This window comes from Tardiphaga sp., assembly GCF_044336785.1.
Classification (GTDB): domain Bacteria; phylum Pseudomonadota; class Alphaproteobacteria; order Rhizobiales; family Xanthobacteraceae; genus Tardiphaga.
Genome location: NZ_JBIIOT010000020.1, coordinates 11,480 through 37,199 on the forward strand (window position 1 = coordinate 11,480; position 25,720 = coordinate 37,199).

21 protein-coding genes are annotated in these 25,720 nt (G+C 61.4%); 3 read left to right on the plus strand and 18 right to left on the minus strand.

All coding sequences use genetic code 11. The features are described 5' to 3' along the window. Positions 1-3: 3 nt before the first annotated feature. Complete coding sequence (locus tag ACIQ2A_RS08580) at positions 4-3,147, plus strand: multidrug efflux RND transporter permease subunit (RefSeq protein WP_398477882.1); 3,144 nt, start codon at positions 4-6, stop codon at positions 3,145-3,147. A gap of 48 nt (positions 3,148-3,195) precedes the next feature. Here ACIQ2A_RS08580 and ACIQ2A_RS08585 read toward each other — a convergent pair whose 3' ends face one another. From ACIQ2A_RS08585 to ACIQ2A_RS08605, 5 genes are all read right to left on the minus strand, one after another. Beyond that, positions 3,196-3,522, minus strand: a complete 327-nt coding sequence (locus ACIQ2A_RS08585) for a PilZ domain-containing protein (protein WP_398477884.1) — start codon at positions 3,520-3,522, stop codon at positions 3,196-3,198. 180 nt (positions 3,523-3,702) lie between these two features. Further along, positions 3,703-5,397: a methyl-accepting chemotaxis protein gene (locus tag ACIQ2A_RS08590; RefSeq protein WP_398477886.1), complete on the minus strand. Its 1,695-nt coding sequence runs from the start codon at positions 5,395-5,397 to the stop codon at positions 3,703-3,705. A 311-nt stretch (positions 5,398-5,708) separates the two neighbouring features. Next, positions 5,709-7,403: a methyl-accepting chemotaxis protein gene (locus tag ACIQ2A_RS08595; protein WP_398477888.1), complete on the minus strand. Its 1,695-nt coding sequence runs from the start codon at positions 7,401-7,403 to the stop codon at positions 5,709-5,711. Positions 7,404-8,138: 735 nt separating this feature from the next. Beyond that, positions 8,139-8,915 (minus strand): HpcH/HpaI aldolase/citrate lyase family protein, encoded by a 777-nt coding sequence (locus ACIQ2A_RS08600; RefSeq protein WP_398477890.1) that lies wholly within the window; start codon positions 8,913-8,915, stop codon positions 8,139-8,141. 91 nt (positions 8,916-9,006) lie between these two features. Continuing rightward, positions 9,007-10,359, minus strand: coding sequence for an MFS transporter (locus tag ACIQ2A_RS08605; protein WP_398477892.1), 1,353 nt, complete (start codon positions 10,357-10,359; stop codon positions 9,007-9,009). 261 nt (positions 10,360-10,620) lie between these two features. Here ACIQ2A_RS08605 and ACIQ2A_RS08610 point away from each other — a divergent pair, with 261 nt between their 5' ends. Next, positions 10,621-11,403, plus strand: a complete 783-nt coding sequence (locus ACIQ2A_RS08610; RefSeq protein WP_398477894.1) for an IclR family transcriptional regulator — start codon at positions 10,621-10,623, stop codon at positions 11,401-11,403. 28 nt (positions 11,404-11,431) lie between these two features. On the opposite strand, the gene ACIQ2A_RS08615 is transcribed toward ACIQ2A_RS08610, so the two are convergent. From ACIQ2A_RS08615 to ACIQ2A_RS08640, 6 genes are all read right to left on the minus strand, one after another. Further along, on the minus strand, positions 11,432-12,559 hold the full coding sequence (locus ACIQ2A_RS08615) for an epoxide hydrolase family protein (protein WP_398477896.1): 1,128 nt from the start codon (positions 12,557-12,559) through the stop codon (positions 11,432-11,434). A 78-nt stretch (positions 12,560-12,637) separates the two neighbouring features. Next, on the minus strand, positions 12,638-13,396 hold the full coding sequence (locus tag ACIQ2A_RS08620; RefSeq protein ID WP_398477898.1) for a 3-hydroxyacyl-CoA dehydrogenase: 759 nt from the start codon (positions 13,394-13,396) through the stop codon (positions 12,638-12,640). A 24-nt stretch (positions 13,397-13,420) separates the two neighbouring features. Further along, on the minus strand, positions 13,421-14,302 hold the full coding sequence (locus ACIQ2A_RS08625) for an amidohydrolase family protein (RefSeq protein WP_398477900.1): 882 nt from the start codon (positions 14,300-14,302) through the stop codon (positions 13,421-13,423). Positions 14,303-14,359: 57 nt separating this feature from the next. Next, positions 14,360-15,148, minus strand: coding sequence for a crotonase/enoyl-CoA hydratase family protein (locus ACIQ2A_RS08630; protein WP_398477902.1), 789 nt, complete (start codon positions 15,146-15,148; stop codon positions 14,360-14,362). A gap of 17 nt (positions 15,149-15,165) precedes the next feature. Beyond that, complete coding sequence (locus ACIQ2A_RS08635) at positions 15,166-16,974, minus strand: AMP-binding protein (RefSeq protein ID WP_398477904.1); 1,809 nt, start codon at positions 16,972-16,974, stop codon at positions 15,166-15,168. A 73-nt stretch (positions 16,975-17,047) separates the two neighbouring features. Next, the gene (locus ACIQ2A_RS08640; protein ID WP_398477970.1) at positions 17,048-18,241 is read right to left on the minus strand and encodes an ABC transporter substrate-binding protein; all 1,194 of its coding nucleotides are present in this window, start codon (positions 18,239-18,241) and stop codon (positions 17,048-17,050) included. Positions 18,242-18,351: 110 nt separating this feature from the next. On the opposite strand from ACIQ2A_RS08640, the gene ACIQ2A_RS08645 reads away from it, so the two are divergent. Beyond that, positions 18,352-18,885, plus strand: a complete 534-nt coding sequence (locus ACIQ2A_RS08645; RefSeq protein WP_398477906.1) for a MarR family winged helix-turn-helix transcriptional regulator — start codon at positions 18,352-18,354, stop codon at positions 18,883-18,885. A 3-nt stretch (positions 18,886-18,888) separates the two neighbouring features. On the opposite strand, the gene ACIQ2A_RS08650 is transcribed toward ACIQ2A_RS08645, so the two are convergent. The 7 genes from ACIQ2A_RS08650 to ACIQ2A_RS08680 form a co-directional block, all read right to left on the minus strand. Continuing rightward, positions 18,889-19,620: an ABC transporter ATP-binding protein gene (locus ACIQ2A_RS08650; protein WP_398477908.1), complete on the minus strand. Its 732-nt coding sequence runs from the start codon at positions 19,618-19,620 to the stop codon at positions 18,889-18,891. Then, positions 19,607-20,365, minus strand: coding sequence for an ABC transporter ATP-binding protein (locus tag ACIQ2A_RS08655; protein ID WP_398477911.1), 759 nt, complete (start codon positions 20,363-20,365; stop codon positions 19,607-19,609). Before ACIQ2A_RS08655 ends, ACIQ2A_RS08650 begins: the two co-directional genes overlap by 14 nt. Next, entirely contained in the window at positions 20,358-21,332 is a 975-nt protein-coding gene (locus tag ACIQ2A_RS08660; RefSeq protein WP_398477913.1) for a branched-chain amino acid ABC transporter permease, read from the minus strand. Before ACIQ2A_RS08660 ends, ACIQ2A_RS08655 begins: the two co-directional genes overlap by 8 nt. Further along, the gene (locus ACIQ2A_RS08665) at positions 21,332-22,198 is read right to left on the minus strand and encodes a branched-chain amino acid ABC transporter permease (RefSeq protein WP_398477915.1); all 867 of its coding nucleotides are present in this window, start codon (positions 22,196-22,198) and stop codon (positions 21,332-21,334) included. The genes ACIQ2A_RS08660 and ACIQ2A_RS08665 overlap by 1 nt, the downstream gene beginning before the upstream one ends. Before the next feature lie 30 nt (positions 22,199-22,228). Then, on the minus strand, positions 22,229-23,407 hold the full coding sequence (locus ACIQ2A_RS08670; protein ID WP_398477917.1) for an ABC transporter substrate-binding protein: 1,179 nt from the start codon (positions 23,405-23,407) through the stop codon (positions 22,229-22,231). Positions 23,408-23,533: 126 nt separating this feature from the next. Beyond that, the gene (gene folD / locus ACIQ2A_RS08675; protein ID WP_398477919.1) at positions 23,534-24,421 is read right to left on the minus strand and encodes a bifunctional methylenetetrahydrofolate dehydrogenase/methenyltetrahydrofolate cyclohydrolase FolD; all 888 of its coding nucleotides are present in this window, start codon (positions 24,419-24,421) and stop codon (positions 23,534-23,536) included. Positions 24,422-24,430: 9 nt separating this feature from the next. Then, on the minus strand, positions 24,431-25,708 hold the full coding sequence (locus ACIQ2A_RS08680) for an aminomethyl transferase family protein (protein WP_398477921.1): 1,278 nt from the start codon (positions 25,706-25,708) through the stop codon (positions 24,431-24,433). Positions 25,709-25,720 lie beyond the last annotated feature (12 nt).

The following is a 25,720-nucleotide window of genomic DNA, read 5'->3' on the forward strand; positions in this document are numbered from 1 at the left end:
GCCATGAACGGGGGCATCTCATCACCGTTCATCCGCTATCCCATTGCAACATCGCTATTGATGGCCGGCATCCTGTTTGTTGGCATCGTCGCCTATCCCCTGCTCCCGGTGGCACCGCTGCCGCAGGTGGATTTCCCGACCATCCAGGTGTCCGCAACGCTGCCTGGCGCGAGCCCGGAAACCATGGCGACCTCGGTGGCGCAGCCGCTTGAGCGGCAGTTTGCGCAGATCCCCGGCGTCGCGCAGATGACGTCGTCGAGCTCGCTCGGCACGGCAGCGGTGACGATCCAGTTCGATCTCAACCGCGCCATCGACGGCGCCGCCAATGACGTGCAGGCAGCGATCAACGCCGCCAGCGGGCAATTGCCGAAAACACTCCCCTCGCCGCCAACCTATCGCAAGGTGAACCCGGCGGACTCGCCGATCATGCTGCTATCGGCCACGTCGGACACGCTGCCGATCACCACCGTCAGCGACAGTGTCGATGCGCAACTGGCGCAGCAGATCAGCCAGATCACTGGCGTCGCGCAGGTGACCATCGGCGGCCAGCAGAAGCCGGCGATCCGGGTGCAGATCGATCCCGCTAAACTCGTCGCCAAGGGCCTCGGGCTCGAAGATATCCGCACCCAGCTCGCAGTGACGACGGTGGACAGCCCGAAAGGCAATATCGACGGCGCGACGCGCAGCTATACGATCTACGCCAATGACCAGCTTCCGGAATCGAAGGACTGGAACGACGTCATCATCGCCTATCGCAACGGCGGCCCTCTGCGCGTGCGCGATATCGGCCATGCAGTGACCGGACCTGAGGACGCCAAGCAGGCGGCATGGGCCAATGGCAAGCGCGGCGTATTTCTCGTTATTTTCAAGCAGCCCGGCGCCAATGTCATCGACACCGTGGACAAGATCAAGGCCGAGCTGCCGCGGCTCGTCGCGGCGATCCCGCCGACCGTCGAGATCAAGGTGCTGAGCGACCGCACCCAGACCATCCGCGCCGCCGTGCAGGACGTGCAGTTCACACTGTTGCTCACCATCGCGCTGGTGGTGATGGTCATCTTCGTCTTCCTGCGCAATGTCTGGGCCACCATCATTCCCAGCATTACGGTGCCGCTGGCGCTGCTCGGCGCTTGCGCGCTGATGTGGGTGTTCGGCTATACGCTCGACAATCTGTCGCTGATGGCGCTGACCATCTCGGTCGGCTTCGTGGTCGACGACGCCATCGTGATGCTGGAAAACATCACACGCTACATCGAGGAAGGCGAGACGCCGATGGCTGCCGCCATGAAGGGCGCCGGCGAAATAGGCTTCACCATTGTCTCGATCTCGATCTCGCTGGTAGCGGTGCTGATCCCGCTGCTCATGATGGGCGGCATCATCGGCCGCCTGTTCCGCGAATTCGCGGTGACGCTGACCATGGCGATCTTCGTCTCGCTGGTGGTGTCGCTGACGCTGACGCCGATGATGGCCTCACGCTTCCTGCGCGACGAGAAACACGCCAAGCACGGCCGGTTCTACCAGATCAGCGAGAACATGTTCGATGCCCTGCTGCGCGCCTATGCGCGCGGCCTCGATCTCGTGCTGCGCTGGCGCCTGACCACGCTGATGGTGTTCTTCGCCACGGTGGCGCTGTCGGTCTATCTGTTCGTCATCATCCCCAAGGGATTCTTCCCGCAACAGGACACAGGCCTGATCACGGGCACGTCGGAAGCGGCGCAGGACATTTCCTTTGCCGATATGCGCAAACATCAGGAGACGCTCGGCAAGATCGTACAGGCCGATCCCGACGTCGCCACCGTCGCCATGTCGATCGGTGGCAATAGCGGCGCGCTCAATGCCGGCCGCATGTTCATCACGCTGAAGCCGCGCGACGAGCGCACGGCCAGCGCGCAGCAGATCATCGCGCGGCTGCGGCCGCAGCTGGAAAAGGTCGAGGGCGCGCGTCTGTTCATGCAGGCGGCCCAGGATGTGCGGCTGGGTGGCCGCGCCACCCGCACGCAGTTCGAATACACCCTGCAGGACGCCAATCTTGCCGAGCTGAACGAATGGGCGCCGAAGATCCTCAGCAAGATGCAGACGCTTCCGGAATTGCGCGACGTCGCCACCGACCAGCAGACCAAGGGCACGACGCTGACGCTCGCTATCGATCGTGATGCCGCATCGCGCTTCGGCATCCAGCCGCAGCTGATCGACGACACGCTGTATGACGCCTTCGGCCAGCGGCAGGTGGCGCAGTTCTTCACGCAGCTGAACAGCTATCACGTTATCCTGGAAATCCTGCCGGAGCTGCAGGGCAAGCTCGATACGCTGGACAAGATCTATCTGAAGTCACCGACCACCGGCGATCAGGTTCCCCTCTCCGCCTTTGCGAAGTGGACCACAGTGCCGGTGCGGCCCCTGTCGATCAGCCATCAGGGCCAGTTCCCGGCGATCACCATCAGCTTCAACCTCGCGCAAGGCGTAGCACTCGGCCAGGCGACGGATGCCGTGCAGAACGCGATGCAGGCGATCGGCGCACCCGCGACCTTGCGCGGCAGTTTCCAGGGCACGGCGCAAGCGTTCCAGCAATCGCTTTCCACGGTGCCGCTGTTGATCCTCGCGGCGCTGGTGGTGGTCTATCTGATCCTCGGCATTCTCTATGAGAGCTATATCCATCCGCTGACCATCCTTTCCACTTTGCCCTCGGCGGGCGTCGGCGCGCTGGCGATCCTGATGATGTTCGGCTTCGACTTCAGCCTGATCGCGCTGATCGGCATCATCCTGCTGATCGGCATCGTGAAGAAGAACGGCATCATGCTGGTGGATTTTGCCATTGCCGCGGAGCGCGACGAGCATCTCGAGCCCGAAGCCGCGATCCGCAAGGCGGCGCTGCTGCGGTTCCGCCCGATCATGATGACGACGATGGCGGCATTGCTCGGCGGCGTCCCACTGATGCTGGGCACCGGCACCGGCTCGGAAATCCGCCAGCCACTGGGCTATGCGATGGTCGGCGGGCTCATCGTCAGCCAGATGCTGACGCTGTTCACCACGCCCGTCGTGTATGTGTATCTGGATCGGCTGTCGAACCTGATGTCGGGCTGGGGCCGGGCCAAAAGCTCCGCGACCGCAACGCAGGCCGGGCATGAGCTGGCCAAGCAGGCCGCGGAATAAGCGCATGATCGTGGGACGGGTTGAGCGAAGCGATACCCATCCTACGCTTCACGCGCTCGCCATTTCGCTATCGTTTCGCGACGATGACTTCTTCTTGGTATTGGCCTTGGCGCTGATGAAGCGGATATCGATCTGGGCGCCATTGACCTTGACGAGTTCGCAGCGGCGATAGGCCAGCCCTGTCGAAGACAGCAGCAGGAAGAATTCCTTCAGATTGAGGCCTTCGATCGAGGTCTCCAGTGTCAGCTCCGCATCATTGGCCGACACCGCCGTGAGCACGCAGTTGCGCCGCCACGTCCCGTCGATGCCCATGATCCAGACATTGTAGCCGCGCCCAAAGGTGACCCGCCCGGTGCCTGCGATATCTTCCGCCATGAATACTCGACAATCGGATGTCCGCATAAACCAGCGGCAACAAAGAAATGAGAATGGTCGTCACTAAAAACGGCTGCACATTGCAGTTGTACAGCCTACGCTGTCAGCAAATTGCTAAGAGTCTCTGAAAAATAGAAGCCGGCGCTGATGCGCCGGCTTCGGTGTTCCACTCGTCGGATCTCAGGCCGCGCGCACTGCGGTGAGGAAGCTGCTCACTTCGACCTTCAGGCGGGTCGAGTCCGACGACAGCGACTGCGCTGCCGAAAGCACCTGGGTCGACGCCGAGCCGGTCTCGCTGGCGCCACGCTGCACGTCGGTGATATTCGACGAGACCTGCATGGTGCCTTGTGCCGCCTGCTGGACGTTGCGCGAGATTTCCTGCGTGGCTGCGCCCTGCTCTTCCACCGCCGAAGCGATGGTGGACGCGATCTCCGACATGCGGCCGATGGTGTCGCCGATCTCCTTGATCGCGCTAACCGATTCCTGCGTGGCGGCCTGAATGCCGGCAATCTGTGTCGAGATTTCGCCGGTCGCCTTCGCAGTCTGTTCAGCCAGCGCCTTCACTTCGGACGCGACCACCGCAAAGCCCTTGCCGGCATCACCAGCACGTGCAGCTTCGATAGTGGCGTTGAGCGCGAGAAGATTGGTCTGGCCGGCGATGTTGTTGATCAGCTCGACGACGTCGCCGATACGGGCGGCCGCGCTGGCAAGTTGGCCGACACGATCATTGGTGTGGCGCGCCTGATTGACGGCCTGGCCGGCGATCGCAGCGGAATCCTGCACCTGACGGCTGATCTCGTTGACCGAGGATGCCATCTCCTCGGTGGCCGAGGCAACCGACTGTACATTCGTCGAGGCTTCTTCCGACGCGGCGGCAACGGTCGTCGTCAGTTCCTGGGCGCGCTCGGCGGTGGCGGTCAGCGTGCCAGCCGATGCTTCGAGTTCGGTCGAGGCCGAGGCCACGGTCTCGACGATCTCGCCGATCATGGTCTCGAAATTGCGCGTGATCTCATCGACACGGCGACCACGCTCGATCTTCGCTTCGGCATCGGCAGCTGCAGCCTGATCCGCTGCACGCTTATCGATCAGCGCCTGCTTGAACACCTGAAGCGCGTCACCCATGGTGCCGATCTCGGTCTTCATGCCCTGATGCGGAACGATCGCAGTGAGATCGCCGGTACCGAGCGCCTGCATCGGCTTCACGATCGAAGCGATGCCGGCGGAGACGTCGCGCACCAGATAGATGCCGATGCCGATGCCGAGAATGGCCGAAATGCCGAGGATGGCCGCGATGGTCGCGAAAGCCGTGTTGTAATCGTCCGCGGCATCCGTGCCCGCCTTGTCGGCGCCGGCATTGTTCAGATTGACGAGGCGCGTCAGCAGCGCATCGGCCTTCTGTCCCTGCGGGATGGCCTTGCCGTCATTCAGGTTGTTCGACTCGCGCGGGAAGACACCGGCGGCCGTGGCGCGCGACTGCGCAAGCACCTCTTTCGCCACAGTCATATAGGCGCCCCACTCCTGCGCCCACTGATTATAGATCGCGCGCTCTTCGCCGGAGGTGATGAGCTTCTCATAGATCTGCCGGGTCTTCGTGGTGATATCATCCTGCGCCTGCAAGCGCTGTTCGGCAGAAGCCTTTGCTTCTGCCGTTTCAGACAAGATATGACCACGCAGAACGCTGCGATAATTCACTGAGCCCGTACGCATTTCACCGAGCGCGCGCACGCTCGGCAGCCAGCTGCGCTGAATCTCGACGGTCTTCGAATTGATGTCGCCCATCTTGTAAATAGCGAGGATGCCCATGCCGGTCATGCCGAACAGCAGCAGCGAAATGACAATTGCGATCTTGTTGCGAATGGAGAGATTGGAAAACATGAGTCATCATTCCTTCGATCGGTGATCGTTGGCGGTCAGATTGAAGAGATTTTGTTTTTTGAAATGAGACGCATCATGCGTCGTCGGCGACGTGGCCGACTGGGCCTCGGCCTCGTCGAATCGGAGACCTTTCACCCATGCGTTCTGCCTAGAGCTACGAAGTTAAGAAGCGGTGCAATAAATGCCGCATAACGGTATCCAGAGACCTCTAACGCAGAAAAGTTCGCACTGCGAACGTGAGACAGTTGGTCGCGCCAACGAAAAAAGCCGGCGCACTGCGCGCCGGCTTCAAGAGCTGGGAGAATCGTGGATCAGGCCGCCCGCACCGCGGTCAGGAAGTTGCTAACTTCGACCTTCAGGCGGGTCGAGTCCGACGACAGCGATTGCGCAGCCGAGAGCACCTGCGATGATGCCGAACCGGTCTCGCTGGCGCCACGCTGCACGTCGGTGATGTTCGACGAGACCTGCATGGTGCCTTGTGCCGCCTGCTGGACGTTGCGCGAGATCTCCTGCGTGGCTGCGCCCTGCTCTTCCACTGCCGAGGCGATGGTCGAGGCGATCTCGGACATGCGGCCAATGGTGTCGCCGATTTCCTTGATGGCGCCGACCGACTCCTGGGTCGCTGCCTGGATGCCGGAGATCTGGGTCGAGATTTCACCGGTGGCCTTGGCGGTCTGCTCGGCCAGCGCCTTCACTTCCGACGCCACCACCGCGAAGCCGCGACCGGCTTCACCGGCACGCGCTGCCTCGATGGTCGCATTGAGCGCCAGAAGATTGGTCTGGCCGGCGATGTTGTTGATCAGTTCGACAACATCACCGATGCGGGCGGCTGCGCTGGCAAGCTGGCTGACACGCTCATTGGTGTGGCGGGCCTGCTGCACCGCCTGGCTGGCGATATTCGCGGATTCCTGCACCTGACGGCTGATCTCGTTGACCGATGAGGCCATTTCTTCGGTCGCCGAGGCCACCGACTGCACATTGGTGGATGCTTCCTCCGATGCGGCGGCCACTGTGGTCGTCAGTTCCTGCGCGCGCTCGGCAGTGGCGGTGAGCGTGCCGGCGGATGCTTCGAGTTCGGTCGAGGCCGAGGACACCGTCTCGACGATCTCGCCGATCATGTTCTCGAAATCGCGGGTAATCTGATCGACGCGACGACCGCGCTCGATCTTGGCATCGGCATCGCGTGCCGCGGCTTCATCGGCTGTTCGCTTGTCGATCAGCGCCTGCTTGAACACCTGCAGCGCGTCGCCCATGGTACCCATCTCGGTCTTCATGCCCTGATGCGGCACATGGGCAGAGAGATCGCCGGCGCCCAGCGCCTGCATCGGCTTCACAATCGAGGCAATGCCGGCAGAGACGTCGCGCACCAGATAAATGCTGACGCCGACGCCGACGACGGTCGAGACGACGAGAATAGCGACGACCAGTATGAAGGCCATGTCGTAATTAGCACCGGCCTCGGCGCCAGCCGTATCCGCGCCGCGATCGTTCAACTCGACGTTCTTGGCAATCAGCGCATCCGCCTTCTGTCCCTGCGGAATACCCTGGGTCTCATTCAGCTTGACCGCTTCTTGCGGGAAACCGCCCGCTGTCTGCGCCCGCGACAGCGCCAGCACTTGCTGCGCAGTCTTCATATAGGCGTCCCATTCACGCGCCCATTCGTTATAGGTGGCGCGCTCCTCCGGCGACGAAATCAGCTTCTCGTAGGTCTGCCGCGTCTTGTCGTTGCGCTCGACCTGAGCCTGCATGCGCTTCTCGACTTCGAGCTTGCCCGCGGCGCCCTCCGTCAGCATGTGCCCGCGCAGGATGCTGCGATAGTTGCTGGCACCGGCGCGCAATTCGCCGAGAGCACGCACGCTTGGCAGCCAATTGGTCTGGATATCGACGGCGCTGGCATTGATGGAGCGCATCTTGGCGATGGCAAGCAGCCCCAGTCCGGTCATGGCGAGAAGAAGAAATGTGACAACAATGGAAATCTTGGCGCGAATGGACAGACTAGCAAGCATGGCAAAAGAATCCCTCGGTCTTCGACCGTTGGCCCGCGAGGCGCGGTGTGTTGAGCAATAATGAGGTCAGCAGAATGCGTGAGCAGAGCGGACGCGAGGCTCGCAACGTTTCTCGCCGTCAAGCTCGCTCATGTAGTTTCGCGGTATTATGTAAACCGCCGGTAAATACTGCGACAATCTGACTGAAATCGTGGAACAAGTTGCAATAAACGCGCGGATGTCGCCTGCATGGGAGGCCGGCCCCCACTCGCGCGGTCGCACCGGGCCCCAAAAGATCACCGGAGCGTCGCGGCCCCGGCGATCCGACATGTCGCGTCATGCGCGACGGTGCGTCCGATCAGAAATCGAACGCAGCCGACAGGATGTAGGAGTGCGGCAAGCCGACCGTGACGAAGGTGCCGCAACCCAGGCCGGCCGTGGTAAGCCAGTAATTCGCGCCCGTTACGTTTTCGATAGTAGCGCGGAAGGTTACTGGCTTTCCGGTGAGCGCCGTCGTGGTGTAGCGCGCGCCAAGATCGAGGTGCGTCCACGGATTTGCAACGTATCATCGAAACCTGTCCGCGTTACAGCCGACAATCACCCTGCTTGAAGATCGCCTTTTCGGGACGGTTGTGTAGCGCGTTTGTGTAGATATTCCGAAGGTCATCTGAACCTACGCGCCCTTGCTCATGGAGTTAGAAGAGAGCACGGGCCATTCGCGAGTGATTGCACTATCCCATCAACCACCGAACGCGTTCACAAGAGATCACCGCTCTCCCGTCGCGTCTCCGCGATCGACATTGTTGCGAATTGGGCCATCAGGGCGCTGTCATGCGGCAACGTTGCGAGCTTGAATCCCATCTTGATGTTGCGCGCCGCCCCGGCAGAACCGCTGCAGTGGATCCCTGGATAAATCTTCTGCCTGTCGCACTCCTTCAAGAGCTTGTCGTAAATCTTCAGCATTTCCGGCTCGTCGCGGTCGAGAACCGGCGGCAGTCCGTAGGAGAAGCCGAGATCGGACGGGCCGACATAGACGCCTGCGATCCCCTCCACGTCGAGGATCTCCTCCATATTGGTGACAGCGGTGCGGGTTTCGATCATCGGGATGCAAAGCACTTCGGCATTCGCGATCTGCTGGTAGGCGCCGGCTTCGCCATAGAGCCCTGCGCGGATCGGCCCATTGCTGCGCGTGCCGCGTGGCGGATATTTGCAGGCCGCCACAAAAGCCTCAGCTTCGGCCTTGGTATTGATCATCGGGCAGATGACGCCATAGGCGCCGGCATCGAGCACCTTGCCGATGATGCCAGGCTCGTTCCACGGCACGCGCACCATCGGCGTGACCGGATGTGCACTGATGGCCTGGAAACACTGCACCATCGACAGATAGTCCTGCACTCCGTGCTGCAGATCGACCGTAACGCTGTCAAAGCCACATTGCGCCATGACTTCGGCGGAGTAGCCGGACGGAATCGCAAGCCAGGCATTGATCGCCGCTTTGCCGGATCCCCAGAGTTCCTTGACCTTGTTTGTCATCGTCGATCTTTCATCATTCCCATGCGTGCCCGGATTGGGCAAAGGACGCTCGCCGTGTGACGACGGGCGTCTTTCATATGTGCGTGTGCCTTCAGTCGAGATCGCGGCCGGTCTTGTCTTCGGTCAAAGCCATGGCAATCAGCGACACCGCAGCGCAGGCAACGATCAATGCCGCGATCGAATAATAGCTGCCGGAGCTATAGACGAGCAGCGACGAGGCGATCAGCGGGAGCGGACCACCGACCAGTGCAGCGCCAACCTGATAGCCAAGCGAAACGCCGGTGTAGCGGACATCCGCCGGGAAGCTTTCAGCGAAGAAGGTGCCGAGCACGGTGCCGTAGGATGCCCAGATGACGCTGAAGCCGAGCACCAGCGCGAACAGCGCGACCGGCACGGAGCCCGTGCTCAACATCCAGAAATACGGAACGATGTAGAGCGCCATGACGACCGTTCCGATCATGAACTGGCGCTTGCGCCCGATCTTGTCGGAGAGACTGCCGAAAAACAGCATCGAGGGCACGGCGATGACAGCCGCCACCAGCACCATATTGAGCGCATTGACGCGGGTATAACCGAGCTGCACCAGATAGGAGATCGTGAAGGTCGCGAAGAAGAAGAACGTCGAGGTTTCGATGAACTTCGCACCGATGACGATCAGCACTGCGCGCCGGTGGTTGGTCAAGGTCTCGAACAGCGGAACCTTCTTCTTGCTACCGCGCGCCATCACCGCCTTGAAGGACGGTGTCTCGTCGATGCTGTTGCGGATCCACAGGCCGACCAACAACAACACGATGGAAGCCACGAACGGAATGCGCCAGCCGTAAGACAGGAAATCCTGTTCCGAGAACGACGTACTCAAGCCGGCGGTGATGACGTTGCCGAGCGCGAGGCCGATCATCGCCCCCACCTGCGGCACGGCACCGTAGAAGCCGCGCTTGTTGCGCGGCGAATATTCGACGGCGAGAAGCAATCCGCCGCCCCATTCGCCGCCGAGTGCGAGACCCTGGAATAGCCGCAGCAGCGTCAGCAGGATCGGAGCCCATACACCGATCTGGGCGTAGGTCGGCAGCAGGCCCATGGCGACCGTCGAGAGGCCCATCATGGCCAGGGTCACGAACAGCGTCTTCTTCCGGCCGATACGGTCACCGATATGGCTGAACAGGATGCCGCCGATCGGCCGGATCAGGAACGCTGCGGCAAAGGATGCGAGAGCAAGAAGCTGGCTCGTCACCGGATCCGCGGTCGGGAAGAACAATTTGCCGAACACGATGGCCGACATCGTCCCGTACAGGAAGTAGTCATACCACTCGATGGTGCTGCCGATGGCGCTGCCCCATAGGGCGCGGCGGCGATCCTTTTCAGTCACGAGATCGGATTTTGCCGCTGGCGCTGTCGCGTTACCCGCGACACCCAATTCCAAGACGGCGTTGTTGACCTTCTGCATGTGCTTCCCTTCCCCGGAGCCGGGCGATCATGCGCCCAGGCCAAAACATTGGTGTTGCGGCAGATGCGCCGCTCTCGTCGCGCGCTGCCATCACGCGGCAAATATGTCGGGAAAATTACACTTGTCAAATAACGAAAGAGTCTTTCAATATATGAAAGATTAAGACCATGGTCTGACGCGCCCGGCACGTCGCTGCATCCGGCTTCGAAACCATGCAGTATCGTCAACGAGCCTTTCCCGATTCATGATTGCGAGCTCCGCGTGAAGTCGAACGAACCGCAGAAACAGACGAATGCGAGCCAGACGCTGGTCAGGGGGTTGGAGATCATCGACACCATCCTTGATGGCGCACGCACCATTCCGGACATCGCAGCCCGCTGCGAGCTCACCTACAGCACGGCGCACCGGTTGGTATCGGTGCTGCTGCAGCGCGGCTATCTGCGTCATGCGGCAGATAACGAGCTCGGCCCTGGACCCAAGCTGGTGCAGATCGGGTTCGCAGCGCAAAGATCGTTCGACGTGGTGTCGATCGCGCGGCCGCATCTGCGTAAGCTGGCGCGCGAGACCGCCGACACGATCCATCTGGCAACACGTCGGGGCGCAAACGTGCTCTATCTCGATAAAATCGAAAGCCAGCGTCCCGTCGAGATCCGGTCCTGGATCGGCGGTCAGCGGCCGGCAATTGCAACCGGCGTCGGCATGGCGAGCTTGATCGATATGCCCACCGATGAATTACGCGAACTCTTTAAACGCGAAAACGGCCGAAAACTGACCGGCATGGATGTCGATGCCTGGCTGAAACAGATGGCTGAGTACAGCAAGCAGCAGATCGCCTTCGATCTTGGCGAGAGCGAACCGGCGATCCGGTGTGTGGCAGCGCCGATCCGCGACGTCACCTCGGCGATCGTTGCCGCGATCAGCGTGACCAGCACAGTGGATTACATGCCCGCTGAGCGGATGCGAAAACTGATGCCGATCGTCCTTGCCTTGGCCACGGCGATCGGCCGTGATCTCGGCTATGACGGGACAAAGCGGCCGGGATAGACAGCTCCGCGTTGCGATGCAGCGCGGGTCAGACCAGTTTAGAGAAGAACTGGCGCATATCGGCCAGTAGCAAATCCGGCTGCTCCAGGGCCGCGAAATGGCCGCCGGCAGTCATGTCGGTCCAATGCTCGATCCGATATGTCTTGGCCGTTTGCGAGCGTGGCGGCGGCGGAAAGACGGGATCGGGAAATGCCGCGACACCGGTCGGCACAGAGACACGCGCGCCGGCAGGGAATTGCGCCGATCCTTCGAGCACCCGACCGCGATAGATCCAGGTCGAGGTCACGAAGGACCGCTCAACGAGATAAAGCATGATGTTGGTCAGCAGCAGATCCTCGTCGAACTTGCTCCAGAGATCGGGACGCCCTTGCGCATCGCGCGGCACATCGATCCAGGCGCCGAACTTCTCAAGAATCCAGGCTGCTACGCCAACGGGGCTGTCGGACAGGCCTATTCCCAGCGTTTGCGGACGCGTGCCCTGCTCCAGGGAATAGCCGGATTCCTCCTTGGCGAGGTCGGCGCGGCGTTTGGCCCAGGCCAGTTCGTCCTGCTGTTCCGGCGCGGCATCCTCGGCTTGGACCAGCACCATGTTGATATGAAGACCAGCCACGGCCTCGGGATGGTCGAAGGCCATCCATGCACCAATGGACGCGCCCCAATCGCCTCCCTGAACGAGATAGCGGCTGGCACCGCAGGTGTCGGCCATCAGGCGATGCATCAATTCGGCGATCTTCCGCGGCCCCATTGGCGCAGCGGGGCGACCAGAGAAACCGAAGCCCGGCAATGACGGGACCACCACATCATGCCCGTCAGCCACCAGCGCCCCGATCAGTTGCTCGAACTCGATGAACGATCCCGGCCAGCCATGAAGAAGGAGCAACGGCGGTCGAGAGCCGTCGCCACGCTTGCGGATGAAGTGAATCCGCTGCCCCGAAATATCGGTTCTGAACTGCGGCAGCTCGTTCAGACGAGCCTCATGCACGCGCCAATCATATTGCGTAAGCCAGTAATCAGTCAGCCGCCGCAGATCGCTCAGGCCAACGCCGGATTGCCAGCCGCCGGCATCAGGCATGGCGGTCCAGTCGAATGCCTCGACCCGCGTGCGGATCTCCGCGAGACGGGCGTCGGACACGGCAATCTTGAAAGAGTCGATCATGGGGTCGTCCTGGTCACCACGGGGTGGAGATATCAGATCGAACTCCGCCCCTGACGTCAAACGCGGCGCGATGACAGATTATCGCTGCGCCATGCGGATGCCGCCATCGAGGCGGATCGTTTCACCATTGAGCATAGGGTTCTCGATGATATGAAGCGCCAGTTGCGCATATTCGTCCGGCTGGCCGAGCCGCGACGGATGCGGAACCTGCGCGCCGATGCTCGCGCGCGCTTCGTCGCTCAGTCCTTTGAGCAATGGCGTCAGGAACAGGCCCGGCGCGATCGTGCAGACCCGAATGCGGGACTGCGCCAGATCACGCGCGATCGGCAGTGTCATGCCTACGATGCCGCCCTTTGATGCCGAATAGGCTGCCTGCCCGATCTGGCCGTCATAGGCGGCAACGCTGGCTGTATTGACGATGACACCGCGCTCCTCGCCAATCGGCTCGGCAAGCGACAGGCGCTCCGCCATCAAGCGTGTCGCATTGAAGGTGCCGATCAGATTCACCTCGATGACGCGCTTGTATTTGTCGAGCGGGTGAGCGCCATTCTTGCCGACGGTCTTGATGGCTTCACCAATGCCGGCGCAATTGATCAGCACGCGCGCAATGCCATGTGCGGCCTCGCCTAGATCGAGAGCGGCAGACAGATGGGTCTCGTTCGCGACGTCGCCAGACGTCGCGATGCCTCCGATCTCCTGAGCCACGCTCTCCGCATTTTCACGGTTAAGATCGAAGACCGTGACTTTGGCGCCTTTGGACGCCAAAGCGCGCGCGGTGGCCGCCCCCAGTCCCGAGCCACCGCCGGTCACGAGGGCAGTCAGATTGTTCAGATCCATGATGGTTTCCTCGTGATGTGATTTTCACAAACCCAGCAGCTTGGCTGCGTTGTCCTTGAGCACCTTCGGGCGCACCTCGTCGCGAATGTCGAGCTTTGCGAAGTCCGCCATCCAGCGGTCCGGCATGATCACCGGCCAATCGGAGCCGAACAGCATCTTGTCCTGCAGGATCGAGTTGATGTAGCGCACCAGGATCGGCGGGAAATATTTCGGCGACCAGCCGGATAGATCGATATAGACATTCGTTTTGTGCGTCGCGACCGACAGCGCCTCTTCCTGCCAGGGGAAAGAGGGGTGCGCGAGGATGATCCTCATGTCCGGAAAATCCACCGCGACATCGTCCATATACATCGGGTTGGAATATTTCAGCCGCATCCCCATGCCGCCGGGCATGCCTGAGCCGACGCCTGTTTGGCCGGTGTGAAACAGCGCAATGGCGCCGCCCTCCTCGATCACCTCATAGAGCGGATAGGCCATGCGGTCATTGGCGTAGAAGCCTTGCATGGTCGGGTGGAATTTGAAGCCCTTGACGCCGTATTCGGAAATCAGCTTTCGGGCCTCGCGGACGCCGAGCTTGCCCTTGTGCGGATCGATGGAGGCGAACGGGATCAGGACATCGGCGTTTTCCTTCGCGATCTCGAGCATCTCGTAATTGTTGTAGCGCCGAAAGCCGGTCTCGCGTTCGGCATCGACAGGGAAGATGACGGCCGCAATCTTCTTGGCGCGATAATAGGCTGCAGTCTCCTCGACGGTCGGCGGATGCTTGTGGGGCGATTTGAAGTAGTCCGCCATTCGCGCCTGGAAATCGTCGTAACCATCATCGGCATGGCAGCCGCACGGCTCCTCCGCATGGGTATGGATGTCTATGGCGACCAGTTCGTCGAGAGGGAGAAGTCTTTTTGTCATTCGGGACACTCGCGCATGGAACACGGTTGGATCGGAAGAACTGACGGCATCGGCGCGTTAGGCACCTGTCGCCGACTGCAGCGCAATCCGCTTGGCTTTCTTCTCGACGAAGTCGTTCAGCCGCTGCGACGCCTCCGGACTGGACTGGGTGAAGGCCGCCACAAGACTTTCCACGAACAGACCGTCGTCCTGTGCCATGTCCTGGATCCGCGGCAGCGCATTGGTGATGGCGAAATTCGACAACGGCGCATTGGTCGCGATCTTCGCGGCCAGGTCGCGCGCGGTCTGCAATGCCGCCCCCGCCGGCACGACGTAATTGACCAGGTTGAAGCGCTCGGCTTCCGCGACCGTGAGCACCCTGCCCGTCAGCATGAGATCGGTCATGCGCGCGGCACTCATCAAGCGTGCGATCCGGACCGATCCGCCGCCACCGACAAAGATGCCGCGCTGTCCTTCGGGCAGCGCGAAGAAGGCACTCTCGTCCGCCACCCTGATATGGGTCGATGCTGCGAGTTCCAGACCGCCACCAATCACCGCACCATGCAGCGCGGAGACGAATGGAATCGTGCCGCGCTGGATCTGGTCGAACACCGCATGCCAGCGCCGCGATCCGTTCACGCTCTGCATCGGCGTTTTCCCGGCGTGCTCGGCGAGATCGAGCCCGGCGCAAAAATGATCACCATGGCCGTGAATGATCGCCACTTGGGCCTCGGACTGGGCACGCCGAACCACGCCTTCGAGAGCTTCCAGCGCGGCATCGTTGATGGCATTGCGCTTGTGCGCGCGATCGATTCCGATCAGCGCAATGCGCTCCGCGACCTGATAGGTGAACAGTTGATCCTGCATTCCGGATGGTCTCACTTTCAATCGATCACAATGACGTCGGAATCGGCGCCGCTGTAGAGCTTCGCGATGACGTCCCTGCGCCTGTCGCGGATCAGCCGCATGTTGAGCGACCCCTTCTCGGTGATCTCCCCCGCATCGAATGTGGGACGATCTTGTAGAATGATGGCGCGTGCGATGCGCTGGGAGGCCCCCGTCGCACCGTCATTGACACGCCGAAGCGCTGATCGAGTCGCGGCGAGCAGTTCGGCCGATGCGGGATCGACGCCGAGCCGTGCGATCACGAGAAGTCCGATCTCGTTCTGATCGGCGCCGGTCACGACGACATCGGCAGCGATGCCGGCCAGTGCGATATTGGCCCGTAATTTGACCGCAGCCGTATCGACCCAGGTGCCGGTCAGCAGCTTGAAATCCTCCGTGGTGCGTCCATCGAACACCAGCCCCAGGCTCGGATCCTTCGGATCGGAAAAGACAACGGCATCCCCGGTCCTGAAAAAGCCCTCGTCGTCGAAGGCGGCAGCCGTCGCTTCCGGCATTTTCCAGTAAGCGGTCATCACCGTCGGTCCGCGAACGCGCGCTTCCATCTTGCCCTGATACGGGACGAGCTTGATCTCCAGGCCCGGCATGGGGATGCCGATATCCCCCGGCGTCAGCGCCGGGTTATTGACGAGCGTGATCGACGGCGCCGTCTCCGTAAGCCCCCAACTCGTGGTCATGGGAATGACTCGGCCGCACGCGCGCTCACCGAGATCGACCAGTTCCTTCCATAGCGGCGCCGGCAGGCTGGCGCCGGCATAGAGCATCAAGGTCAGGTCGCCGAAGAAATTATCCGCAGCGTCACTGTCTTTATGCAGATGCGCGAGCAGCAGCTCGAATCCTTTCGGCACATTCCAATAAAGCGTGGGGCGCACCTCTTGCAGATTGCGCACGGTGCGGCCGATTTCGGACGGCACCGGCTTGCCATCATCGATGTAAAGCGTGCCCCCATATCGCAGCACCGTGTTGACGCTGTAGGAGCCGCCGAAGACATGGCTCCAGGGCAGCCAGTCGAGCAGCGTCGGCGTCTGGTGCAGCAGGAACGGCCACAGCGCCTCGAACTGGCAGAGCGAGGTCGACATCATCCGATGCGTCGTCGGAACGCCTTTTGGCGACCCGGTCGATCCCGAGGTGAACAGAATCTTCGCGACAGTGTCAGGCCCGGCTGCTGGTTGTATTCTCGCCTCCAGCTCGCCAGCTGTCTCGGCAAGCTGATCGAGCGTCAGAGCATTCGGAATGCCGGCTGTGTCGCGTCCAACAACGATGTCGCGCCCGGCCATCTCTGGAATCGAGAGCGCGCGGCTGAATGGCGTGCCGCCGGCCGCGAATACGAGACCCGGCTGCAGGGTTCTGAGTACATCCCGCAGTTTCGCGAAATCCCCGCTCATGGTCGAATAAGCAACCGACAGCGGCGTGTAGGGAACTGCGGCGATCATTGCAGCCAAGGCCATGATCTGATGATCGATCCCATTGCCCGAAAGGATCAGGATCGGCCGATGCTCGTCGAGATCACGGCTCGCCAATGCGGCCGCGAGACGGGCGGCTTGCTGGAAGGCAGCGGCATAGGTGATCGTCCGCCATCCGGCAACGCCTTCGACCCGCTCGGCAAGAAAGACCTTGTCTGGCCGGATCGATGCCCACTGCTTCAGATGCTCATGAATGAGCACGACATCCGGTTCGAACGAAAGCTCCGTACGCAGCCTTATGCTGCCGTCCGGATGCGTCACGGACGATACAGGCGCGGGTTTGAACGTAACTGCGTCGTGCGGCGACGCCACCTGCTGTTGCAGCATGGGATGATATCCTGTCGGTGTGAGATCGCGGATCAACGTCACTTCATGCGTCGGACGACGGCGTCATACGTCGTCAATCCACCAGGCGGCAGCCGCCATCCTTTTCAGGCCGGAATGCTTCCTCGCCGGCGATCGTGGAGACCACCTTCAACAGATCCCACTTGGACGTCGATTCATCGGGCTTCTTCACTTCGAGCAGATAGAGCGGATGAATCTTGCGGCCGTCCCGGCGGATGTAGCCCTTGCCGAACAGAGGATCATCCGTCGGCATCGCCTTCATGGCGGCGACGACCGCTTTGCCGTCGGACGCAGAGCCGACCTTGTCCACGGCCTTGAGGTAATGCGTCACGGCGGAATAGACGCCCGCCTGCTGGTCGTTCGGATAGTTCTTTTGCGGATGCTTGTCGGCGAAGCGCTTGGCGAATGCGCGCGTCTGTTCGTTCAAGTCCCAATAGAACGGGTTCATGATCTGCGCACCTTGTGCGGCCTGCAGCGTCAAAGACGGCAGCCCGTTCAAAGCGAGAATCAGACCGACGAGCCGTTGCTTCTTTGTCAGTCCGAATTCGGCCGCCTGCTTCATTAGGGTGATGGTGTCATCGCCTGCATTGGCGATGCCCACAATGTCGGCACCGGAAGCCTGGGCCTGCAGAAGAAATGACGCATAATCGGCAGCGCCCAGCGGATGACGTACGGTGCCGACGATCTCGCCGCCTGCGGCTTTGACGGCCTCGACAGCCTGTTTTTCCAGATCGTGGCCAAAGGCATAATCGGCGGTGATAAAGAACCACTTCTTCCCGCCCTTGGCGACCACCGCTTTGCCAAGGCCGCGGCCATAGGCATAGGTATCGTAAGTCCAATGAACGGTGTTCGGCGTGCATCGCTCGCCGGTCAGCATGGCCGTGCCGGCGCCGGATCCGATCATCACCTTGTTCTTCTGCTCCGATATGCCGGCGACAGCGAGCGCGATCGCAGAATTGGGCAGATCCATGATCGCATCGACATTTTCGTTCTCGTACCAGCGCCGTGCGATGCCAACGCCGATGTCAGGCTTGTTCTGATGATCGGCGGCGACCACTTCCACGGTCTTGCCGGCAGCCTTGGCGCCATAGTCTTCGACGGCTAACTGCGCTGCGATTACTGAGCCGATGCCCTGATAGACAGAAAAGACGCCGGTCTGATCGTTGAGAACGCCAATCTTGACCTTGTCCTGAGCATGCAAGGCCGTGTTCGGCAACAGCGCTGCGGTCAACGCAAATGTTGCCGTCAGTAGACGCGTATAGTAGCTGCTCACGAGAGCCTCCCCCTGGTTCACACCCTACTGCAGTCTTTGCCGCTGCAGATATTGCTTATAAATTATAAGCATTATTCGGAGAGTCAATGTCGAAAGATGAGACAGTCGCCAACAATGCGACATCACGCCGCGAAAAGACGCGCAAGCCTGCAGGTACAAAAGCTACGAGCGGCAGAACGGAGACATCGCTGGACTTGTCTGCACTGCAGCAAACGCCCGGCTTCATGATCCGTATTCTTCAGATCGGTATCTTCGAGAGCTTCTTCGAATACTTCGCACCAGTCGGCTTTTCGCCCGCGGAACACTCGTCGATGATCACGATCAGGGACAACCCGTCGATCACGCAAAGCGAGCTGGCTGCCGTGTTGCGGATCCAGCTCCCCAATCTCGTGAAGGTGCTGGGAAAGCTGGAAACCGAAGGTCTGCTGACAAGGACGCGGTCCGAGCGCGACAAGCGCTCCGTGGAGTTGAAACTGACCACGGCAGGCGCCGCGGCGACGAAACAGTCTGCGAAGCTGGCAGCCACTTTCAACGATGAATGCCTTGCGCCCCTGTCCGCACGCGAAAAGATTCAGTTCATGGCCATGCTGCAACGGTTGAACATGGCGCAGATCGGATAGTGGTCAGGACGCAGATTGCGCTTCCGTGCGATGCAGGCCGATGGCGCTGTTGAGAATGTCGGGCTGCGCGCGTAACTGCGCAACGCTGCCCCAGAACACCGAGCGCCCGCGCTCGAGGACAAGAATGTGGTCGCAGAAGTCGAGTACGGTATCGACATGCTGCTCGATCAGGACGCATCCCAGCCCGCGATCCTGCGTCAGGCGCTTGATCGCCTCCATGAGCTCGTCGGCAATGATGGGCGCCAGGCCTTCCAGCGGCTCGTCGAGCAGCAGGATGCTGACGTCGTTCATCAAGGCGCGCGCCATGGACAGCATCTGCTGCTCGCCGCCCGAGAGATCGCGCCCGCTGTTGCGACGCCGTTCGGCGAGGCGCGGAAACAGCTCGAAGGCTTCCGCCAGGTGTTGCTTCGAACGACCATTGAGGCCGGCTTCGAGATTCTCCTCCACCGACAGGGTCGGGAAAATGTCGCGGGTCTGCGGCACATAGCCGATGCCGAGGCGCGCACGGCGATATGGCCTCATGCCGGCCATGTCGCTGCCATCGGCCTTGACGGTACCGCCGCGCAGTTCTGCAAACCCCATCACGGAGGCCAGCGTCGTTGTTTTGCCGGCGCCATTGCGGCCGACAATGCCGACCCGCTCGCCGCGCTTCACGCTGAGCGAGACGCCTTCGAGCACCGTGGCTCCCGCATAGCCCGCGGAGACGTTGTCGAGCACGAGTTCACGCAATGGCATTGTGGCGCTTTCCGAAATAGATTTCCTTGACCCGCTCGTCGGCCGAGACCTCTGCCGGCGTACCGACCATCATGATCTCGCCGGCCACCAGCACCACGATCTCGCTCGCGAAGCGGAAGACGAGGTCCATGTCGTGTTCGATGAACAGGATAGCGAGATCCGCGGGGAGACGCGCGATCGCGCGCATGATGATCGAGCTCTCGCTTTTCGGCACACCTGCGGCGGGCTCGTCGAGCAGCAGGACCTTGGGCTTGCCCGCCAAAGCGAGCGCCAGCTCGACCAGGCGACGCTCGCCATAGGCAAGCTCCTCGATGCGCCGATCGGCCAATGGCTCCAGTTCGAGCATGGCCAGCGCTTCGCCAACCTGCTGGTTGATATCGGGATCACGTGCGACATCGAGGAAGAAGCGCATCGCGAAGCCACGCTGCTGGATCACCGCCAGACGGATATTGTCCGCAACCGTGAGCGGCCTGAACACGCGCGTGACCTGGAACGTGCGCAGCAGGCCGTCGCGCGCGCGTTGCGCCTGCGGCACCTTGGTAATGTCTTTCCCGAAATAGGCGATGCTGCCGCTGCTGGGATCAAGCGCACCTGTGATCATATTGATCAAGGTGGTCTTCCCTGCCCCGTTCGGACCAATCAGCGCGGTGCGCGCACCGACCTTCAACGTCAATGATATGTTGGACGAGACGGCGAGCGCCCCAAAGTTCTTGCAGAGCCCTGTGATCGCCAATGCATCAGACATGGCCGACCTCCTTCGCGCGCAGCCGCTGGCGAAGCGCAATGACGCTGTTGACCACCCCGCCCGGCGCAACGAGCACCACGGCAATCAGAATGCCGCCGATGGTCAGCATCCAGCGGAACGGATCGAGTTCGGCGGCAATGTGATGGATCGTCATGAAAAGGAGAGCGCCGATCAGCGCCCCCCACAGCCGGCCGGTGCCGCCGAGGATCAGCATCACCAGTGCTTCAGCCGAGGTGGTAAAGCTCAGACTGTGCAGGCCGACGACCTGAACGGTCTGCGCCGACAGCGCACCGGCGATGCCGGCAAACAGGCCGCCGAGCCCATAGGCCGCGAGCAGATGGCGCTTGATGTTGCAGCCCATGGCCGACATGCGCAGTCGATCCTCACGGATGCCGACACAAGTGAGACCGAATGCGGAGCGCATGATCCGACGCAGCACAAACATGCTCAATGTCAGCACGACCACGCTGTAGACGAGCCCGGTGCGCCCCGTGAAATCGAATTCGAACATGCCGAAGATCGGCGCCATCTCGATGCCGGAGAGCCCGTCATCACCGCCAGTCAGGACGCGCGCCTTATTGGCGATTTCGAGAACGATCTGCGCGACGGCGATCGTCATCATGATCAGCGAGAGGCCGCGCGCACGCAACACGATCGCCCCGGTCAGCAAGGCGACCGTGGCACCGATCGCGCCGCCGACCACAAGACCGCTCAGCGGCTCCGCCACGATGCGTGTGGCATAAATACCGGCGGCATAGGCGCCGAGGCCGAAAAAGGCTGCATGGCCCAGCGTGACGATACCGGCATAGCCGGTGACGACGTCAAGCGCGAGGATGAACAGCGCCGTGGTGGCGATCTGCGTCAGCAGACCGAGCTGATTGGGAAACAGGAAGGCGAGCACCCATGCGGTCAGCGGAATGATCAGGAGCTCGACGGGCCAGATGCTCCGATTGCTGGACTGGAGCATCACGGTTCTTCCTTACCGAACAGACCGAGAGGCCGGATACTGAGCACGCCGAGCATCGCCGCATAGGTCAGCATCGAGCCGTAGGCAGGCAGCAGATATTTGCACGTGGTATCGACGGTACCGAGCAGCAGCGCCGCACCGAGCGATCCCCAGATATTGCCGAGGCCGCCGACAGCAACCACTGCAAGGAAGATCACGAGATATTTGAGCGGATAGAAAGGCTCGATCTGCATGATCTCGGCGCCCAGGATGCCGCCGAAGGCAGCGAGCGCCGCACCGAGGCTGAAGGCTGCCGCATAGAGCATGCGGCTGTTGATGCCGAGCGCCTCCGCGGCTGCGGTGTTGTCCACCGCCGCACGCAGACGCACGCCGAAGCGCGTATGCTGGAACACGAGCCAGATCAGCAGGACCACGCAGACCCCGCTAATGATGACCAGAAGGCGCTGGGTGGGAATCAGACGAAAGCCGAGATCGGTAGCCCCGGCCAGCGATGGCGGCAGTTGCAGCGACTTCAATCCGTCGCCGAACAGCACGCCGCTCGCCGCGATGCCAACGAAGATCACTCCGATGGAGAGCAGGACCTGATCAAGCGGTCCGCGCGCATAGATGAAGCGATACAGAACCCGCTCAAGCAGCAGCCCAACCACACCCACCGCGAGGACAGCAAAACTGATTGCCGCGAAATAGGTCAGGTTCAGTTGCTGCGCGGCCCACCAGGCGAAGTAACCGCCCAGCACCGCAAACAGACCATGGGCGAGATTGACGACACGCATCAATCCCAGAGTGACCGACAGCCCCACCGCGATCATGAACAAGGTCATGCCGTAAGCGGTGCTGTCGATCAGTATGCTCGCAACAAGTTCCACGTCGTCCCTCCAGCCCGCCGAAAGCGGCAGTTATTTCGCCGCAGCGGCTGCCCCATAGTCCGGCTGATTTGCGTAGGTCTTGACCTCCTCATTGACCAGTTTGCCGGACGCATCACGCTTGACGTTGCGGATGTAGACATTCTGGACGATGTCCCGTGTCTGCGGATCGATCGAGATCGGGCCGCGCGGGCTCTCCCATTTCGCGCCCTTGATCGCCGCCATTGCAGCCGCCGGATCTGGCTTGCCGGATATGGCCTTGATCATCGTGTAAAGCGCATGCGTGCCGTCGAAAGCCGCAACGGTCGCCGGATTGGCGATAGCACCGGGAAAAAGTTTTTCCAGCCGCTCTACGAATACCTTGTTCTCAGGCGACGGATGGACGCCCGAATAGAAGTAGCCGGTCTCCAGCCCCACCGCCGGCTCCCCCAGCGCCTGCAGGTCGGTTTCCTGGGTTTCCGCGGTACCGAGGAACTGGATGCCGCTCTGACGCAGGCCGTTCTCATTATAAGCCTTCACGAAACCAAAGGTCGGCGGACCAAATGGCAGGAAGGTAAACAGCGCATCCGGCTTGGCGAGCCGGATCTTCTGCAGGAACGGTCCGAAATCCGTTGTCGATAGCGGCATGCGGATCGACTCCACAATCTCGCCCTTGCCTTCCTCGAATGTGCGTTTGAATGCGCCTTCGGCATCGATACCGGGACCATAATCGCTGACAATGGTGATGACCCGCTTGATGCCCTTTTCGAGCGCCCGCTTCGCCACCGGCACCGTGACCTGCGGCAGCGTGTTGGATGTCCTTACAAAATAGTTGGATTTCGACACGACGATCGAGGTCGAGGCATTGAAGATCACCGTGGGGATCTTGGCGCTCTCGATAATTGGCGCGACGGCCAGCGCGTTCGGTGTGAACACGAATCCTGCGAGATACTGCACCTTTTCGCCGGTGATCAGTTCCTGCGCCAGCGAACGTGCGCGCGCGGGATCGCCGAGGCCGAGGTCACGATAGACAAATTCGATCTTGGTGTTCGGCGCGGGATCGCCGTTGAGCGAGACATAGGTCTCGATCCCCTGGCGGAACGGTGTTCCGAACGCCGAGGCGAACGGCCCCGAAAACGGACCGATCACGCCGACCTTGACCGTATCGGCACACGCCGCCGATGCGGAAACCATCATCGCGAAAACGCAGGCAAGACTCTTCAGCTTGGACATTTCAATTCCCTCCCAACCAGATGTGTGTGGCCCTCATTGATCGATGAGGGCTCGTTTCGTTTGCTTATAATCATCACCGCCTCGCGGCGGCTCGTCTTCCAGAACGTCAGGATACCACGCCCGCCACTACGCTGGCGCACAGGCCTCTTCTTTTGCAGCTTGCGCTGCACTTAACGTGTTTGCCAGCAAGCATGCGATCGTCATGGGGCCGACACCGCCGGGCACCGGCGTGATCGCACCTGCCACATGGATTGCCTCATCGAAAGCAACATCGCCCACCAGGCGCTCCGTGCCGGACGACGAGGTGATACGGGTGATGCCGACATCGATCACCGTTGCGCCGGGCTTGATCCAGTCACCCCGGATCAGGCCGGGCACGCCGGTCGCCACCACCAGAATATCGGCGTCGCGGCAACGCCGTTCGAGATCGGTGGTCAGCACATGGGCGACCGACACCGTGCATTGCTCCTGCAGCAGCAAACGCGCCATCGGCCGGCCGACCACATTGGACGCTCCCACCACGAGCGCCCCGAGACCGGCAATATCTGCATGGACGGAATGGATCAGCCGCATCACGCCGAGCGGCGTGCAGGGAGTTAGCGCACCCTTCATGCCGGTGGCGGTGCGGCCGACATTGAGCGGATTGAAACCATCGACGTCCTTTGCAGCGCTGATGGTGCTGACGACTTTCACGGTGTCGATTTCCGGCGGCAGCGGAAACTGGACCAGGATGCCGTGCACATGAGGATCGGCATTCAGCCGCTCCACCAGATCCAAAAGCTGCCGCTCGGTCGTCTCAGCGCCGAGCATGTAGCGCCGGGACGTCATGCCGACAGCCTCGGTCTGTCGCACCTTATTGGCAACATAGACGTGGCTGGCTGGGTCATCGCCCACGAGAACGACTGCCAGGCCGGGCGGCGGTGAGCCGTCCGCGACGAAGGCGGCAACACCGGCTGCCACCTCCGCGCGGACCTCTGCCGCAATCGCTTTTCCGTCAATGATGCGTGCGGTCATCGCCTTGCCTTACGCCTTCGACAGATCGGCGCGCCGATTGTCCTTCTTGTAAGGGGCAGCGGCAACCTTGGCGCGGATCATCTTCTGGCGATGGCCGGGCTCGCCCCAGACGACCACGACATCGGTGCCGATTTCGGCATGGGCGACATCGATGGTGCAGAGCGACAACATCTCGCGGAAGTAATAGCTGTAGCCACGCGAGGTGGTCACGCCGACATCCTTGTCGCCGATGAGCACACGGTCGGCATACATGAAACCACGCTGGTCGCGCGGCATCTCCATATACTGATATGGCTCCTGGTCTTTCTGGAACAGCGAGGCATGGACATCGGCGACATCTTCGCCGTTCCAGACCAACGTGCGGATCACACGGCGCGGATTGGCCACTTCCTCTTCGAGCGCGGCACGCCCGATAAAGTCGTGGTCGAATTTCACGGTGCGTCCCCAGCCGAGTTCGACCGGGCTTCGATACCAATCGCGGACATCGTCGGACTGGAAGCTGCCTGCGATATTGAACGTGTTCGCGAAACCAGGCATCGCCTTGCGGAATTCGTCGCGGTAATCGCTCATGTCGTCGTCGAAGATCGCCGGCATGTAATCGGTGACGATCGTCGGGAAACACGCCTCGAGGTGGTTGATGAAGATGGCGCGGCCGCCGATCTTGCGCAGGCCGAATTCCTGGCCGGCAGCGACAATGGCATCATAGACCTGCGTAGCTTGGGCGATCGGCCCTTGCAGTTCAAAGCCGATTTCACCCGACATGCCCTGACGCAGAGCGAGCATCTTGCAGCCGGCAATCTCGATCTCGCCGGAATGCATGAACTTGATATCGCGCAGCGATGTCTTGGCGACCTTCTCGAGCAGAGCCAGCGCGGTGGGACCCGCGACCTGAAAGTTGAACCAGTCATCGACTTGCGACGTGACGTCATAGTTGCCGCGGCGGCGATTATACTCGACCCAGAATGTGCCGCGGCCGAACAGCATGAATTCGTCTTCCGACAGGCGGCTGAGAATGCCTTCGGCGATGACCTTGCCGGCCTTGTTGGTGTGGACCACATGCTTTGACTGCAGGATGTCGAACTTCTCAAAGCTGCTCACCGACGTGTCGGACAACAGTTTCAGCGCGTCCGGGCCCTTGAAGCGGCGCTCCCACAGGAACGACCAGTCACCGATCGAGCAGGTCTGTTTCCAGGACATGCTCTCGTCGATCCAGTCGGTATATTCGGGAAGGCCCCAGCGCGAAGTGAAATAGCCTTCGGGCGTCTTGCGCAGATTCTTCGTATCCATGTTCGTTTCTCC

Bases quoted from the DNA above. Each gene is read 5' to 3' on its own strand.
- ACIQ2A_RS08580 (WP_398477882.1), top strand. From the start codon at position 4: ATGAACGGGGGCATCTCATCACCGTTCATCCGCTATCCCATTGCAACA.
- ACIQ2A_RS08585 (WP_398477884.1), bottom strand. From the start codon at position 3,522: ATGGCGGAAGATATCGCAGGCACCGGGCGGGTCACCTTTGGGCGCGGC.
- ACIQ2A_RS08590 (WP_398477886.1), bottom strand. From the start codon at position 5,397: ATGTTTTCCAATCTCTCCATTCGCAACAAGATCGCAATTGTCATTTCG.
- ACIQ2A_RS08595 (WP_398477888.1), bottom strand. From the start codon at position 7,403: ATGCTTGCTAGTCTGTCCATTCGCGCCAAGATTTCCATTGTTGTCACA.
- ACIQ2A_RS08600 (WP_398477890.1), bottom strand. From the start codon at position 8,915: ATGACAAACAAGGTCAAGGAACTCTGGGGATCCGGCAAAGCGGCGATC.
- ACIQ2A_RS08605 (WP_398477892.1), bottom strand. From the start codon at position 10,359: ATGCAGAAGGTCAACAACGCCGTCTTGGAATTGGGTGTCGCGGGTAAC.
- ACIQ2A_RS08615 (WP_398477896.1), bottom strand. From the start codon at position 12,559: ATGATCGACTCTTTCAAGATTGCCGTGTCCGACGCCCGTCTCGCGGAG.
- ACIQ2A_RS08620 (WP_398477898.1), bottom strand. From the start codon at position 13,396: ATGGATCTGAACAATCTGACTGCCCTCGTGACCGGCGGTGGCTCGGGA.
- ACIQ2A_RS08625 (WP_398477900.1), bottom strand. From the start codon at position 14,302: ATGACAAAAAGACTTCTCCCTCTCGACGAACTGGTCGCCATAGACATC.
- ACIQ2A_RS08630 (WP_398477902.1), bottom strand. From the start codon at position 15,148: ATGCAGGATCAACTGTTCACCTATCAGGTCGCGGAGCGCATTGCGCTG.
- ACIQ2A_RS08635 (WP_398477904.1), bottom strand. From the start codon at position 16,974: ATGCTGCAACAGCAGGTGGCGTCGCCGCACGACGCAGTTACGTTCAAA.
- ACIQ2A_RS08645 (WP_398477906.1), top strand. From the start codon at position 18,352: ATGTCGAAAGATGAGACAGTCGCCAACAATGCGACATCACGCCGCGAA.
- ACIQ2A_RS08650 (WP_398477908.1), bottom strand. From the start codon at position 19,620: ATGCCATTGCGTGAACTCGTGCTCGACAACGTCTCCGCGGGCTATGCG.
- ACIQ2A_RS08655 (WP_398477911.1), bottom strand. From the start codon at position 20,365: ATGTCTGATGCATTGGCGATCACAGGGCTCTGCAAGAACTTTGGGGCG.
- ACIQ2A_RS08660 (WP_398477913.1), bottom strand. From the start codon at position 21,332: ATGCTCCAGTCCAGCAATCGGAGCATCTGGCCCGTCGAGCTCCTGATC.
- ACIQ2A_RS08670 (WP_398477917.1), bottom strand. From the start codon at position 23,407: ATGTCCAAGCTGAAGAGTCTTGCCTGCGTTTTCGCGATGATGGTTTCC.
- folD (WP_398477919.1), bottom strand. From the start codon at position 24,421: ATGACCGCACGCATCATTGACGGAAAAGCGATTGCGGCAGAGGTCCGC.
- ACIQ2A_RS08680 (WP_398477921.1), bottom strand. From the start codon at position 25,708: ATGGATACGAAGAATCTGCGCAAGACGCCCGAAGGCTATTTCACTTCG.